Source organism: Cellulomonas algicola (assembly GCF_003851725.1).
GTDB classification, from domain to species: domain Bacteria; phylum Actinomycetota; class Actinomycetes; order Actinomycetales; family Cellulomonadaceae; genus Cellulomonas; species Cellulomonas algicola.
Window position 1 is genome coordinate 1 of the sequence record NZ_BHYL01000117.1, and the last position, 14,551, is coordinate 14,551.

Annotated in this window: 12 protein-coding genes and 1 riboswitch; of the genes, 7 read left to right on the forward strand and 5 right to left on the reverse strand. The window is 77.1% G+C overall.

Features of this window, described 5'->3' with window-relative positions; all coding sequences use genetic code 11:
• Positions 1-1,923 (forward strand): helicase HerA-like domain-containing protein (locus CTKZ_RS08710; RefSeq protein ID WP_235843408.1); only part of this gene is annotated, 1,923 nt, incomplete at its 5' end.
• On the opposite strand, the gene CTKZ_RS08715 is transcribed toward CTKZ_RS08710, so the two are convergent.
• The 4 genes from CTKZ_RS08715 to CTKZ_RS08730 form a co-directional block, all read right to left on the reverse strand.
• The gene (locus CTKZ_RS08715) at positions 1,855-3,111 is read right to left on the reverse strand and encodes an MFS transporter (protein ID WP_124342583.1); all 1,257 of its coding nucleotides are present in this window, start codon (positions 3,109-3,111) and stop codon (positions 1,855-1,857) included. The two genes, CTKZ_RS08710 and CTKZ_RS08715, sit on opposite strands and share 69 nt — an antisense overlap.
• A gap of 181 nt (positions 3,112-3,292) precedes the next feature.
• A complete protein-coding gene (locus tag CTKZ_RS08720) occupies positions 3,293-3,982 on the reverse strand; it encodes a metal-dependent transcriptional regulator (protein ID WP_124342584.1) in 690 nt (229 codons plus the stop codon).
• A gap of 40 nt (positions 3,983-4,022) precedes the next feature.
• Entirely contained in the window at positions 4,023-5,579 is a 1,557-nt protein-coding gene (locus CTKZ_RS08725) for a D-alanyl-D-alanine carboxypeptidase family protein (RefSeq protein ID WP_160142858.1), read from the reverse strand.
• A 96-nt stretch (positions 5,580-5,675) separates the two neighbouring features.
• Entirely contained in the window at positions 5,676-7,355 is a 1,680-nt protein-coding gene (locus CTKZ_RS08730) for a metallophosphoesterase family protein (RefSeq protein ID WP_124342586.1), read from the reverse strand.
• A gap of 25 nt (positions 7,356-7,380) precedes the next feature.
• Between CTKZ_RS08730 and CTKZ_RS08735 the strand changes: the two genes are divergently transcribed.
• Entirely contained in the window at positions 7,381-7,884 is a 504-nt protein-coding gene (locus tag CTKZ_RS08735) for an SRPBCC family protein (protein ID WP_200829682.1), read from the forward strand.
• Here the strand turns inward: CTKZ_RS08735 and CTKZ_RS08740 are convergent.
• Positions 7,871-9,562, reverse strand: coding sequence for a hypothetical protein (locus CTKZ_RS08740; protein ID WP_200829683.1), 1,692 nt, complete (start codon positions 9,560-9,562; stop codon positions 7,871-7,873). The two genes, CTKZ_RS08735 and CTKZ_RS08740, sit on opposite strands and share 14 nt — an antisense overlap.
• 187 nt (positions 9,563-9,749) lie before the next feature.
• Positions 9,750-9,869, forward strand: a riboswitch (TPP riboswitch).
• Positions 9,870-10,004: 135 nt separating this feature from the next.
• Between CTKZ_RS08740 and CTKZ_RS08745 the strand changes: the two genes are divergently transcribed.
• The 5 genes from CTKZ_RS08745 to CTKZ_RS08765 form a co-directional block, all read left to right on the forward strand.
• Positions 10,005-10,673: a YkoF family thiamine/hydroxymethylpyrimidine-binding protein gene (locus CTKZ_RS08745; RefSeq protein ID WP_124342588.1), complete on the forward strand. Its 669-nt coding sequence runs from the start codon at positions 10,005-10,007 to the stop codon at positions 10,671-10,673.
• Complete coding sequence (locus tag CTKZ_RS08750) at positions 10,670-11,344, forward strand: ECF transporter S component (protein ID WP_124342589.1); 675 nt, start codon at positions 10,670-10,672, stop codon at positions 11,342-11,344. Before CTKZ_RS08745 ends, CTKZ_RS08750 begins: the two co-directional genes overlap by 4 nt.
• Positions 11,341-13,014: an ABC transporter ATP-binding protein gene (locus CTKZ_RS08755; protein ID WP_124342590.1), complete on the forward strand. Its 1,674-nt coding sequence runs from the start codon at positions 11,341-11,343 to the stop codon at positions 13,012-13,014. The genes CTKZ_RS08750 and CTKZ_RS08755 overlap by 4 nt, the downstream gene beginning before the upstream one ends.
• Positions 13,011-13,820 carry an energy-coupling factor transporter transmembrane component T family protein gene (locus CTKZ_RS08760; protein WP_124342591.1) on the forward strand — a complete coding sequence of 270 codons (810 nt, stop codon included), beginning with the start codon at positions 13,011-13,013 and terminating at the stop codon, positions 13,818-13,820. The genes CTKZ_RS08755 and CTKZ_RS08760 overlap by 4 nt, the downstream gene beginning before the upstream one ends.
• Positions 13,821-13,909: 89 nt before the next feature.
• A partial coding sequence (locus tag CTKZ_RS08765) for a CYTH domain-containing protein (RefSeq protein WP_124342592.1) occupies positions 13,910-14,551 on the forward strand: 642 nt, incomplete at its 3' end.

Sequence of the window (14,551 nt, forward strand, 5' to 3'; positions counted from 1 at the left end):
GAGGCGGAGGCGGCGAGAGCCGCCGCGGAGGCGGTGCGGCTCGAGGCCGCCGCGGCACGCGCGGAGGCGGAGGCGCGGGCGGCCGAGGTCGCGGCGTTGCGCGCAGCGGCCGGATCGGGCGGAGCGCCGACGACTGCCGTGCCACCCGACGCTGCCGCGAGCGTCGCTCCTGCGACCGACGCTCCCCCAGCCGTCACTCCCCCGGCCGACGCTGCGACGCCCGCCGCTGCCGCCGCTGCGGACGCGCGCGCGTCGGCGCGACCGGCGTCGGACGGGACCGGCCCGGACACGGGCGGGGTGGAGGCCGGCGGCGAGGAGGCGACCGAGCCGGAACGCGTCCGGACCGTGCGCGAGGGGTACACGTTCGCGGGCCCGACGCTCGACCTCGGCGTGCTCGTCGAGGACGGCACCCCGGTGCCGTCGGCGCGGGTGGGGGTGCCGCTCGGGCTGCTCAACCGGCACGCGCTCGTCGCGGGCGCGACGGGCACGGGCAAGACGCGCACGCTCCAGCTGATGGCGGAGCAGCTGTCGTCGGCAGGCGTGCCGACGTTCGTCGCGGACGTGAAGGGCGACCTGACGGGCCTCGTGGTCGCGGGTGCGGCGTCGAACCGGCTGACGGAGCGGACGCGCGCGCTGGGGCAGGACTGGTCGCCCGCGTCGTTCCCCGTCGAGCTCTACGCGCTCGGCGGCGTGGGTCAGGGCGTCCCGGTCCGCACGACGGTCACGGACTTCGGGCCGCTGCTGCTGGCCAAGGTGCTCGGCCTCAACGCGACGCAGGAGTCGAGCCTGGGGCTCGTCTTCCACTGGGCGGACCAGCAGGGTCTCGCGCTGCTCGACCTGGCGGACCTGCGGGCAGCCCTGCAGTGGCTGACGTCCGACGACGGGAAGGCGGAGCTCGCGGGGATCGGCGGGCTGTCGAAGGCGACGGCAGGCGTGATCCTCCGCGAGATCGTGGCGCTGCAGGGTCAGGGCGCCGACGCGTTCTTCGGCGAGCCGGCGTTCGAGGTGGAGGACCTGCTGCGGACGGCCGCGGACGGGCGCGGCGTGGTGTCGGCGCTCGAGCTGCCCGGCGTGCAGGACCGGCCGGCGCTGTTCTCGACGTTCCTCATGTGGCTGCTGGCCGAGCTGTTCGAGGTGCTGCCCGAGGTCGGCGACCCCGAGAAGCCGCGGCTGGTGTTCTTCTTCGACGAGGCCCACCTGCTCTTCGCCGACGCCTCCGACGACTTCCTCGCGCAGGTCGTGCGGACGGTCCGGCTGATCCGGTCGAAGGGCGTGGGCATCGTCTTCGTCACGCAGAGCCCCAAGGACGTGCCGCCCGACGTGCTGGGGCAGCTCGGCAGCCGCGTGCAGCACGCGCTGCGGGCGTTCACCCCGGACGACGCGAAGGCGCTGCGCGCGGCGGCGCGCACCTACCCGACCTCGACCTACGACCTCGAGCGCGTCCTGCAGGACCTCGCGACGGGCGAGGCGGTGGTCACGGTGCTCGGCGAGCGCGGCGCCCCGACGCCGGTCGCGTGGACGCGGCTGCTCGCGCCGCGCGCGTCGATGGACGCGGCTCCCGAGGCGACGGTGGCACAGCTGGTCGCCGCGTCCCCGGCCACGGCGCGCTACGGCGCGACGGTCGACCGCGAGTCGGCCGCTGAGCTGCTCACGGCCCGGCTCGAACGCGCCGAGGCGGACCGGGAGGCGGCTCGCGACCGGGCCGAGGCGGAGAAGGAGCAGGCCGCCGCGGAGAAGGAGCGGGCCGCCGCGGAGAAGGAGTTGGCGCGACGCGAGCGGGAGGCCGCCCGGGAGCGTCCGGCGGCCCGCCGGTCCTCGCGGTCGTCGTCGGACCCGCTGGACTCGTTCCTGCGGTCAGCGGGCACTCAGCTCGGGCGTGAGATCACGCGCACGCTCTTCGGCACCCGTCGTCGCCGTCGCTGAGCCGCCCGGGACTGCACCGACGGCGGCCGGCGGCGCGGACCGCCCGACCGTCAGGACGACGAGGAGGCCGAGCGCGGTGAGCCCGGCGCCGACCCAGGCGGGCGCAAGGTAGCCGAGACCGGCCGCGATGACGAGACCGCCGAAGAAGGCCCCCGCCGCGTTGCCGAGGTTGAGCGCGGAGTGGCAGAGGGCCGCGCCGAGCGACGGCGCCGCGGGCGACACGTCCATGAGCCGCGTCTGCAGGGACAGCCCCAGCACCTGCGACGTCACGCCGAGCAGGACGATCGCGGCGACGGCGGGCACGGGGTACGGGCCGACGAGTGCGATCGCGACGAGCACGACGATGGTCGCGACCATGCCGCCCACGACGGTCCCGAGCACGGACCGGTCGGCGAGCCGGCCGCCGACGAGCGTCCCGGCGGTCATGCCGACGCCGTAGAGCGCGAGCACGAGGGGCACGACGGCGACGTCGAGGCCGGTCACCTCGGTGAGCAGCGGCTTGACGTAGGAGTAGACGGCGAACATGCCGCCGAACCCGATCGCGCCCGCGCCGAACGCGACCCAGAGCCGGGAGTTGCGCAGCGCCGCGAGCTCGGTGCGGACGGTCGCGCCCGGCAGCGGCGGCAGTGTGGGCGTCCACGCCCGGAGCGCGGCCAGGGTGGCCAGCCCGATGACGCCGACGCCGACGAACGCCCAGCGCCAGCCGACCGCTGTGCCGACGACGGCGCTGAGCGGGACGCCGACGGCGCACGCGACGGTGAGCCCGGTCATCATCGCGGCGACCGCGCGTCCGCGGCGCTCCGGGCCGACGACCGCGGTGCCCATCACGGCACCGACGCCGAAGAACGCGCCGTGCGGGAGGCCGGCGACGAACCGGGCGAGGACGAGCGTCTCGGCCGTCGGCGCGAACGCCGACAGCACGTTGCCGACGGTGAACGCGACCATGAGGACCAGGAGGAGGCGGCGCCGGTCCGCGCGGGCGCCGAGGGCCGCGAGGACGGGCGCGCCGACGACGACGCCGAGCGCGTACGCGGTGATCGCGTGGCCCGCGGTCGGGATCGAGACGCCCAGGTCGGCGGCGATCTCGGGGAGCAGGCCCATCGTCGCGAACTCGGTCGTGCCGATGCCGAAGCCCCCGAGCGCGAGCGCGAGCAGCGCGAGACGGGTGCGCGCAGGGGTCAGAACCACGGCGGTCCTCCGAACGAATCGATTCGACACAGGGGCGGAGTCACACCGTCGTCAGCTCCGGGATGTGGCACGAGCCTACGTCACCGGCCGCTCCGCAGGGCTGCGGCGCACGTCGGGTGCGTCGCGCCGGCGGCCCCCGCGCAGCGCCCGTCCTCGGTGGCTGCGCACCTGCCGGCGCTCGTCAGCCCTGCGGCACCAGCCAGATCGCGCGTGCCGCGACCTCGCCCAGGTCGACGCCGCCCGCGTCGGGCCCCTCGCCCGCGCGCACCGACACGACCCCGGCGACCGTGCGCCGCTCGACGACCTCGACCGGCGCGTCGAGCACGAGCCCGACCGACTCGACGTAGCGCAGCAGCTCGGGGTCGGCGTCGGAGATGCGCGCGACGGCCCACCGGCCGGGCTCCGCCTCCCACAGCACGCGCGCCTCGAGCGTCTCGAGCGAGCCGTCGGGGCCCGGGATCGGGTCGCCGTGCGGGTCGCGCCGGGGGTGGCCCAGCTGCGCGTCGATCCGCTCGACGAACAGGTCCGAGACCGCGTGCTCGAGCACCTCGGCCTCGTCGTGCACCTCGTCCCAGCCGTAGCCGAGCACCTCGACCAGGAACGTCTCGACCAGGCGGTGGCGGCGCACCATCGCGAGCGCGTGCCGGCGGCCCTCGGCGGTGAGCTCGACGGCCCCGTAGGGCTGGTGCGTGAGGTAGCCCGCGTCGGCGAGGCGGCGCACCGTCTCCGACACCGTCGAGGCGCCCACGCCGAGGCGCGCGGCGAGCATCTTGGTCGTGACGGGCTGCGTCGACCACTCCTGCGCCGACCACACCACCTTGAGGTAGTCCTGCGTCACCGCGGTCAACGGGGGCGTCGGCTGGCTGCTCACGGCGACCAGCGTAGGGCGCGCGCCGGGCGCGCCCGTGCCGTCACCACCCGTCGACGCTCCAGTGCCACGCCTCGCTCGGCAGGTTCTTCAGCCCGTACGCGGGCGCGTGGTCGACGAGCCACCGGTACGCGTCCGTGCCGTGCTGGACGACGCCCCCGCCCACCGTGAAGTCGAGCGCGAGCCCGCGCTCGTGCCGTGACGTCCCGGGCGGCGCGGTCGGCGGGTAGCAGACGCCCGAGGCGCTGCAGTTCTGCGCACGCAGCGCGATCTGCTGCTCGCCGCTGCGCCAGCCCCACGCGTGCAGGTCGATCCCCTCGGCGCGCGCGGCGAGCATGAGCTCGTCGACCGCGGCGGCGAGGCACGGGTGCACCCGGACGCCGGTGGACGTCACGACCGTGTCCGACTGCGGGACGGGTGCGTCGACGGCGGTGCAGTCGGTCGCGAGCTCGGCGCGCCGGACGAGCAGCTCGGCGGGCACGTCGACGCGCCACAGCTCCTGACCCGTCGCCGCGAGCAGCAGCACCGCGCCGTCCTCGAGCCGCACCGACGACCCCGGGCCGCCGCTCGTGCCCGTCGACCACAGCAGGGTGCCGTCCGCGGCGGACAGCACGAGGTTCCCGTCGTCCTGGACGACGAGCCTCGCCCCCGGGTCGGTCGCCGCGGGCGCGGACCATACCGGGCGGCCGTCGTAGCTGAGCGCGAGCGTGGCCTCGTCGAGCCGCAGCCGCAGCCGCCCGTCCGACGACCCGAGCTCCTGCCCGGTGGCCAGGGGGGCGCCCGCGGCGAGCTGCGACGGCCCGATCGCGGTCTGCGACGACCACAGCGGCGTGCCGTCCGGGTCCCAGAGCACGACGTCGCCGTCGTCCTGGACGACGAGCGTCGCGCCCGGGTGCCCGGCGGTCCGGGTCCGCCACGGACGCCGGCCGTCGGTGTCGGTCACGACGAGGTTGCCGTCCTCGCGCAGGACGAGCGACGAGCCCGGCTCGTGCGTGCCGGCGGACCACCGGGTCGACGCGTCCGGTCCGAGCAGCACGACGTCGCCGTCGTCGAGCACCTGGAGCGTGTGCCGGCCGTCGGGCGACGTCAGGGCGTCCCCCGGGTGGAGCTCGCCACCGGGCGGCAGGATCGACGGCAGCACGGCCGTGCCGGACTCCCACGCGACCGAGCCGTCGGGCGCCTCGACGACGACGTCGCCGTCGTCCCGCACGACGAACGCGGACCCGGCGGTCCCCGCCGTGCCGGTGCTCCACACCGTCGAGCCGTCGGGCCCGACCAGCACGACGTCGCCCTCGGGGGTCACGGTGAGGCGCGCCCCGGGTGTCGCGGTGCCGGCCGTCCAGCGGGGTACGCCCTCGGCGTCGTAGAGGCCCAGGTCGCCGTCGGGCTGGACGACGAGCGTCTGCGTCCCGTCGGCCGACACGAGCCCCTGCCCCGGGTCGAGGGCCTCCCCCGCGAGCAACCGGTCCTGACCCGACGCGGCACCGGCGGGCACCGCGCCCACCAGCACCGACGCGACGACCGCGAGCACGACCGCGACGACGGCCGCCGCCCGACGGCCCCGGGTCCGCGCCGGCGCACGGTCAACCTGTCCTCCCACGCCTTCCCCCCTCAGCGCACGTTGGGCTGGTGCGAGGGGAGGCGGTGTGCCACGACCATGGCCCCACTCGCGTGCCCCCACCCTAAGTGACGCCGGTCACATCGGAGAAGGGTGATTCGTCCCTCCGCGGGGCGACGGCGTCGGCGCCGGGACGGGCCACTGCAGCCACGGGCTGACGGACGCCGACGCGTCGGGGCGCACCTGCACGAGCCGGTAGTCGACGATCCGGCGCCGGTCCGGGTCCCAGCGCAGCACGGTCATCTCGGCCGTCCCGTTGAGCGGTCCGACCGTCGGCTGCCCGAGCGTCGCGCCCGCGGTGCTCGAGCTCACGTACTGCACGCCCTCCCCCACCACGGCCGGGCCGACACGCTTGTGCAGGTGCCCCGAGACCTGCGCCGGGACGCACCCGTCGGTCAGCGCCGGCGTGCCGACGCGCGGCGTGTGGATGAGCAGCAGGTCCACGCCGTCCTCGTCGTCGCACGCGGTCTGCGCGAGCCGTTCCGCCATGTCCTGCGGCGACTCGTCGGTCGCGGACGTGCCCGAGCCGATGCGCGTCTGCGCGGGGTCGTGGTCGCCGAGGATGCGCACGCCGTCGACCTCGACGACCGACCCGTCGAGCACGCGCGCACCGCTGCGCGCGTACACCGCCGACGTCTCCGCCGAGTCGTGGTTGCCGGGCGACGTGACGAGCTCGACGCCGTCCGGGACGGCGCGCGCGAACGTCGTCACGCAGTACTGCTCGACGCCGGTCCCGTTCATCGTGGTGTCGCCCGCGTCGAGCAGGACGTCCGCACCGGACCGCTCGACGACGGTCGCGATGAGGGGCGCCATCCCGACGTTGCAGTGCAGGTCCGAGACGACGACGAGGACGACGGGTTCGGGCTCGTCGTCGTCCGTGTCCGCGGAGGACGTCGGGCTCGCGGTGAGCGGGTCGCGCGCCTCCTGGGCGTCGATCACCGGCTGCGTCGCGTCCCACGCCGCGTCGAGGGCCGTGCCGGCGCGCGCGTAGAACGCCTGGTTCTCGCGGTAGGCGTCGACGACGTACCCGCCGTAGGTGTCGATGACACCGCCCAGGCGGCCCGTCACGCGCGCGCCCTCCAGCGGGGTGTCGTCGAAGACCGCCGACGCGGGTCGCGACGCGTCGGGCTGGTCCCGCTCGCCGACGCTCGCCGTGAGGACCGTGCCCGCCACCACGACGGCCACCGCACCGCCCGCGATCGCGCGCCGGTGCGGGCGCAGCGCGGCGACGAGCTCACCTCGACGCGCAGGTCCGAGCATCCATCGACCGAGCCACCACAGGGCTGTGAGCAGCGCGAACGTGAGCGCCGCCCGACCGAGCGCGTCCGCGACGAGCGCCCGCGCGACGTCCTCGAGCGCCGCCTGCGGGGCCGAGAAGAACGCGAGGTAGCTGCGCAGGTCGCCGTTGAGCGCCTGCAGCGTCGTCGCCTGGTCGAGCTCGGTGACCGCCGCCGGGATCTCCTGCACCGTGACGCGCACGCCCAGCGTGAGGGGCAGCGGCGAGTCGATCTGCAGAGTCCCGACGGGTCCCAGGTCGATCGTCACCGTGTCGTCGGTCGTCACCTCGTAGCGCGCCTCGTGCGGGCCGAGGCTCAGCTCGACGGACGCGGTCGTGACCCCCACCACGAGCGCGACGAGCGCCCCGGCCGCGGCGACCGCGACCCGCCGCCACGTGCGCGGGGACGGGCGGCGCAGGCCACGCCACCACGAGCTGCGCGCACCCGTGCCGTCCGGCGTCTCGTCGGGTGCGGTGCTCATCGCGTCCGAGCCTAGACTCGGCCGGGTGCGTCGTCGCGGCTACGTCCTGACGTCCGACTGGCGCGTGGGCGCCCCGCTCGCGCGGTGCTGGGACGTGCTCGCCGACCCCGCCCTCACGTGGCCCGTGTGGTGGCCGCACCTGCGCACGCGCGACGTGCGGCCCGTCGACGGGCTCGTCGGGAGCTCCGCGACGCTGCTGTTCCGGACGCCGCTCGGCTACGCGCTGCGGGTCGGGCTGGTCGTCGAGTCCGCGCAGCCGCAGCGCCGCGTGCTCGTACGCGCGTCGGGCGACCTCGAGGGGCACGGCGACGTCGTGCTCGAGGCGCTCGCACCCGACCGCACGCGGATCGGCGTCGTGTGGGACGTGCGCACGACGCGCGCGTGGATGAACGCGACCGCTCCCCTGCTGGGGCGCGTCTTCACGGCGTCGCACGCCCGCGTCATGCGCCTCGGCGAGCGCGGCCTCGACCGCCACCTCGCCGCGACCGCGCCGGTCGCCGACCCGGCGCGCGACGTCACTGGTACGTGACGAGGTCCGGCACCGGCTGCACGCCGTAGGTCTGCGCCGGGTCGAGCATCGGCTTGTCCTCGTCGACGAAGTTCTTCCAGCCCCAGTGCACCGTGGGCGCACCGGCACGGAGCGTCGCCCACGTGCCGGCCTTCGCGGGCTGCGAGCCCTGCCCGTCGACGTGGATGACCGTGGCGAGCTCGTCGTGCGTCGTGTCCAGCCCCTCACGGCCGCTGATCATGAGCAGGGAGAACTGGTGCAGCACGAGCATCTTCTGCGGGAGCGCGCGCTCCCGGGTCAGGCCCGCGAGCCACGCGCTGACCGCGTTGACCTCGTCGATCCCGACCGACCCGATCTGGCGCAGGTGCACCTGGTCGGGCGCGAGCCGCCACTCCGGGTCGAGCGCGAGTCCCACGTACGGCAGCGCGAGCAGGTCGGTGTAGCGCTGCGCCTGCGTGACGAAGTCCGTCCGCCCCGGCTGCAGGTCGAGGATCACGAGCTGACCCGCCGCACCCGCGGCCTCGACCAGCGGGCGCAGCTCGTCGACCGACCGTTCCTGCGAGTAGTTGCCGTCCGGACCGGGCCCCGCCGACGCGATCGTCGCGATGACCTCGACCGCCGGCACCACCGTGTCGCCCGTCAGCGGGCGGTACGCGTCCGCCTGGCCCTGCGCACGCGCGACCGTCGCGGGCACGTCCTGCTCGCCGAGCACCCCGAGCGCGGCCGTCCCGGGCGTCCCGTACAGCGCGACGTACCGCTTGCCGGGCTGCCCCGGCACCGCCGGGAACACGAGCTGGCCGCCGCCCGGCAGCTCGACGCCCGTCGAGGCCGTCGCGACGCGTGCCGCGAGGCGGTCCGGTGCACCGAACCCGTCGCCCAGCGCGACGACGTGCGCCGGCCGGCGCTGCGCGAACGCCTGGACCGTGCCCGCGAGCGCGCGCGGGTCGCCGCCGGGCACGTCGACGGCCTCGACGCCCATGACCGCGGCGTTCGCGACCGCGACCGGCAGCGCGCCTGTCACGCCCGTGAGCAGGACCGTCGACTCCACGGGAGCCGGCGGCGCGGTCCGCGGCAACGCCCCCGCGCCCGTCCCGCTCGGCGACGCGCTCGCGCGTGTGCCGTGCGACGCCGACGGGCTCGCGGCGGTCGTCGGGGCCGAGTCGGACGAGGGCGTCGTCGCGGGCGTGGGCGTGGGTGACGCGTCCGCGACGACGACCGTGACGTCGTCGGGGACGGGTGCGGTCGCCCCGACCGTCACGGCCCAGCGCGTGCCGAGCCGCTCGAGCTCGGCCGCCAGGACGTCGGGCGGCACGCCGGGACCGCCGAGCAGGACCGGCACCCCGAGCCGCGCACCCTGCTGGATCGCGGCCCCCTGCGCGGTCGGGTCGGCGGCGTCCGCCAGGACGACGACGGGGGCGCTCGCGACGAGCGTCCGGACCACCTCGAGCGCGGCCGTCTCCGCCGACGCCGCGGGCAGCACCGTCGCGGGCGCCGTCGGCTGGAGCGCCTCCGCGGCGACCGGGGACGCCGACGGCGACGGGCTGACGCTCGCGCTCGTCGTGGGGTCGGGTCGGCCGTCGTCGGCCGTGCAGGCACCGAGCCCGAGGCACGCGGCAGCGGCGACGAGCGCGGCGGTCCGGTGGCGGACGGGCTGACGGGTCTGCCGGCGGAACGGCTGGCGCGGCTGTCGGATCGGCACGGTCCTCCCTCGACGGTCGGCGCCCCACTGTACGGGGGCGGCTCGTGCGCCCGCCCCTCGGGGGCGTGCTCGGGGAGCGGTGGTGGAGGGGCCGACGCGGCCGTCGGCGGACCGCCCGACCGCGCGGCGACCAGCGGGCGGACCGGGCTTCCGGCCGGCCCGGGGGGAGCGCTACGGTCGGCGGCGACAGAAGCCCCCGGGGAGCGCAGGAGCGCTGAGAGTGCGGCCGGACACCACGTCCCACCCGCAGACCCGTGGAACCTGACCTGGTTCGCACCAGCGTAGGGAGCAGGGCACTCGTCGCCGACGGCCGCGTCGGCGACCGGCGTCCGTCGGGCTCGACGCGACGCCTCGTCGCGCCACCCGGACGGTCGTCGGTCGTGCGCCGTCGCGCGGCCTCGTGCTGCTCGCCGGGGGTCCGCCACCGCACCGGAGGACCACCATGAGCACCCCCGTCACCGCACCCGACCGACGCGCGGCCGCGACCGCCGCCGAGCTCGGCGTCGGCGCCCGCTTCTCCCTGCACCCCGCGTCCGACGACGCCGTGCGCGTGATCCTCGACGCGCTCGCGCACGCCGACCGCGACCGCGTCACCGTGACCACCGACGACGTGTCGACGCTCGTGCGCGGCACCGAGCACGACGTCGTCCGCTACGTCCACGACGTGCTCGCCGCCGCGGGCCGGGACGGCACGCACGTCGCCGCGCACGTCCAGCTGTCCCGCGGCTGCCCGGGCGAGGTCGCGTGCGCGCTGCCCGACGACGTCGTGCTGTCGGCCGTCGCACCGCCCGACCTGCCGCCCACGGGCCTGCGAGCCGCGGCGCACTGGGCGCTCTACCCGCTCGACGACGGCACGCCCGGGCACCCCGGCGACCACATGCGGGCGATCGAGCAGGCGATCGCGGTCGCACGTGCCCGTGCCGCCGTGTCCGCGTCGCACTTCGTCACCCGGCTCGACGGGGACCTCGCCGACGTCCTCGGGGCCGTCGCCGACGCGTGGCTCGCCGCCGCCCGGCACGTGCGGCACGTCGTCGCGCACGTCACGATCACGCTGCACTCGCCGTCGTGGGCGGGCGAGGCGGCGGGCGACGCGGCCGGGGTCGACCGATGAGCGCCGCCCGCGCGCGCGTCACGCTCGCCGAGCTCGTCCTGCTGGCCGTCCTCGCCGTCGTCTTCGGGTTCCTCTACTGGGCGCTGGTGCAGGCGTGGGGCGCGCTCCAGCTCGCGATGGGACCCTTCGGCGACCTCGCCCAGCACGTGCTCATCGGCGGGTGGATGGTCGCGGCCCCGCTCGCGGTCTACGTCGTGCGCAAGCCCGGGGTCGGGATCGTCGTCGAGCTGGTCGCCGCGTTCGTCGAGGTGGCGTTCCTCGCGTCGCCCGTCGGACCGACGCTGCTCGTCGTCGGGCTCGTGCAGGGCGCGGGTGCCGAGGCGGCCTTCGCGCTCACCCGGTACCGCCGCTACGGGTGGGGCGTCTTCGCGCTGTCCGGGGTCCTCGCGGGGCTCGCGAGCACCGCGCTCGGCGTCGTGCGGTTCGGGTGGCTCGGGCAGGACTGGTTCGCGTGGCGGCTCGGGCTGCAGGTCGTGAGCGGGCTCGTGCTGTGCGGGCTGCTCGCGCGTGTGATCGGCGACGCGCTCGCGCGGACCGGGGTGCTCGACAACACGGCGCTCGGCCGCGCACGACGCGGCCGGACCGCGACGGGCCCGTCGGAGGCGTCGGTCGAGCCGGCCGGACCCGACGACGTGGAGGTCCAGGTCGACGAGCGGACCGGCGCGCGGTGATCCGGGCGCGCGGGCTCACCGTCCGCTATCCCGGCGCACCGCGCGCGGTCCTCGACGGTGTCGACCTCGAGGTCCGCCCGGGCGAGCACGTGCTGCTGCTCGGCGGCTCGGGCGGCGGCAAGAGCACGCTGCTGCGCGTGCTCGCCGGTGTCGTGCCGCGCGTGGTCGACGCCGACGTGTCCGGCGCGGTCGAGGTCGCGGGCGTCCACCTGCCCGCGGAGCAGGTCCCGCCGTCGACCGGCTACCTCACGCAGGACCCGGCCGACCAGCTGGTGCTGCCGACCGTCCGCGACGAGGTCGCGTTCGGGCTCGAGAACCGTGCGGTCCCGGCCGCGCAGATCCCGCCCCGGGTCGAGGCCGCGCTCCGTGCGGTCGGTGCCGCGCACCTCGTCGACCGGCGCACCGCGGAGCTGTCGGGCGGCGAGGGGCAGCGCGTCGGGCTCGCCGCGACGCTCGTCACCGCGCCGGACGTGCTGCTGCTCGACGAGCCGACCGCGCTGCTCGACCCGGCGGCGGCCCGCGGTGTCGCGGCGGCGGTCGCGGCGGCCCGGACGCCGTACCGCGCGAGCGTGCTCGTCGAGCACCGCCTCGACGAGCTGGGCGTCCTGCCGGGGCGGACCGTGGTCCTCGACGCGGGCGGGCGCGTGGCGGCGGACGGCCCGACCGCGGGCGTCCTCGTCGAGCAGGCGTCCCACCTCGCCGGCCTCGGGCTCGCGCTCCCGCTGCGTGCCGAGCTGCGTGCGGCGGGGGTCGGGTCGCTCGACGAGCTCGCCGGGCGCGACGTCCGGCGGACGGCCGTCGCCGCACCTCTGGGGGCACCGGCGGCGCACGTCGTGCTGCGGGCGCGCGACCTGCGCGTGCGCCGTGACGGGCGCGACGTCCTGCACGGCGTCGACCTCGACGTGCGGGCGGGCCGTGTCACCGCGGTCGTCGGCCCCAACGGGTCGGGCAAGAGCACGCTGCTGCTCGCCCTCGCCGGGCTGCTCCCGGCGGCGGGCGGCGTGCGCGGCGGGACCGTCGGGTCGGTCTTCCAGCGGCCCGAGCACCAGCTGCTCGCGCGCACGGTGCGCGACGAGGTCGCGTGGGGACCCCGTCGCGCACGGCGCACCGACGTCGACGCGCTCGTCGCGGCCGCGCTCGGCCGGTACGCGCTCGACGGCCTCGCCGACCACGACCCGTTCCGGCTGTCGGGGGGCCAGCAGCGGCGACTGTCGCTCGCCGCCTCGGCGGTGTGCGGGCACGACGTGCTGCTCGCGGACGAGCCGACCTTCGGCCAGGACCGGCGCACGTCGCTGGCCTGCGGCGACGCCCTGCGCGCGCTCGCCGACGAGGGACGTGGCGTCGTCGTGGTGACGCACGACCTGCGCCTCGTCGCCGAGCTCGCCGACGACGTCGTCGTCCTGCGTGCGGGTCACGTCGCCGGTCGCGGCGCGACGGACGACGTGCTCGCCGACGTCCGCCTGCTCGGCGCGACCGGGCTCGTCCTGCCGCCCGTCGTCGCCGCAGCCGTCGCCACGGGTCGGCCGGTCCGGGCCGTGCTCGGCGCGCTGCGGTCGGCCGTCAGGACAGCGACGGGTGCGGAGGCGTCCCGACGCCCGGAGGGGCGGCGGGCCGTCCTCGCCGGGGCCGTGGGGGGCACGCCGTCGCGACACCCGGCCGGTGCGCCGTGAACGGGCCCGGGCTCGGCCGCGCGCTCCCGCACGACTCGGTGCTGCACCGGCGGAACCCGACCGTCAAGCTCGCGGTGTCGTTCGCCGTCGCACTGGTGCTGCTCGTGCCGGTCGACCCCTGGACCCCGGCGGTCCTGCTCGTCCTCGCGCTCCCCGCGGCGACGCTCGCGGGCCGACTCGGCGCGCGGACCGTGCTGCGCGCGCTCGCGCTCTTCACGCCGTTCGCGCTGTCGCTGCTCGCCGTCAACGCGGTCACGCGGCCGGGCGCCGTGCTCGCGCACGTCGGGGGGCTCGAGGTGACGACGACCGGTCTGACGGTCGGCGGCGCGCTCGCGCTGCGCACGCTGCTCGTCGGGCTGCTGTCCGTGGCCTTCACGCTCACGACCGACGCGGGGCGCCTCATGACGAGCCTGCACCAGCACGCACGGCTCGGGCCGCGGGCGACGTTCGCGGTGCTCGCGGGCTACCGCGTCCTCGAGCAGCTGCCCGAGCGGTGGGAGACGGTGCGCCGCGCGCAGGCCGTGCGCGAGCCCGCACGGCGGCCCGGGGCACGGCTGCCGTCGGACCCCGCCTCGCTGGCGCGCGCCGCGTTCACGGTCCTCGTCGTGTCGCTCCGGCAGGGCGAGCGGCTCGCGATCGCCCTCGAGCAGCGCGGCCTCGGTGCCGGGCCGCGGACCGTGGCGCGTCCGGTGCCGCTCGACCGGCGCGACCTCGTGCTCGCCGTGGTGGTCCTGGGGGCGGTCGGCGTGGTCCTCCTCGCGTCGTGGCGGTCCGGCGTGCTGCGGACGTGGTCGACGGTCGGCTGACGCGGGGGCTGCCGCGGTCCGTCGGCGCGCCGGTCCGCCCACCCCGGGCTCGCCGGGCGGTGCCGGGAGGCGGGTGCGAGGCTCGACGCATGGCGCACGACGAGGTCGAGACCGCGTTCGAGGTCGCTCCCGACACCCCGCTGCCCGGGCTGGGCGGGCTGCCGGGCGTCGCGCGCGTCGACCGTCGGGAGCCGCAGCGCCTCGTCGCGACCTACTGGGACTCCCCGCGCCTCGACCTCGCACGGGCCGGCGTGTCGCTGCGGCGCCGCACCGGCGGGCACGACGAGGGCTGGCACCTCAAGGTGCCGCTCGCCGGCGACGGTCCGGACGGGCGCCGCCGCGCGGAGCACCGCGCGGACGTCGCGCCCGCCACCCCGCCCGACGAGCTCGTCGCGCTGGTCCGGTCACGGCTGCGCGACACCGACCCCGTCCCGGTCGTCGAGCTTGTCACGACGCGCACGACCTCGCTGCTGCTCGGCGAGGACGGCACGGTGCTCGCGGAGGTCGCGGACGACGTCGTCGAGGCGCGCGCACCGCACGCACCGGACGCGGGCGCACCGGGCGACAGCGGCACGAGCGCCGCCGCCGACGCCGGCGGGCTCACGCGGTGGCGCGAGTGGGAGGTCGAGCTCGCCGCGGGCGACGACGCGCTGCTCGCGGCGGCCGGGACGGCACTGGCGGAGGCGGGCGGTGCTCCGCGTGCGGCGTCGAAGCTCCAGCGGGCGCTCGGC

Excerpts from the sequence above, each read along its gene's own strand:
- CTKZ_RS08730 (WP_124342586.1), bottom strand. The coding sequence starts at position 7,355 with ATGAGCACCGCACCCGACGAGACGCCGGACGGCACGGGTGCGCGCAGC.
- CTKZ_RS08745 (WP_124342588.1), top strand. The coding sequence starts at position 10,005 with ATGAGCACCCCCGTCACCGCACCCGACCGACGCGCGGCCGCGACCGCC.
- CTKZ_RS08750 (WP_124342589.1), top strand. The coding sequence starts at position 10,670 with ATGAGCGCCGCCCGCGCGCGCGTCACGCTCGCCGAGCTCGTCCTGCTG.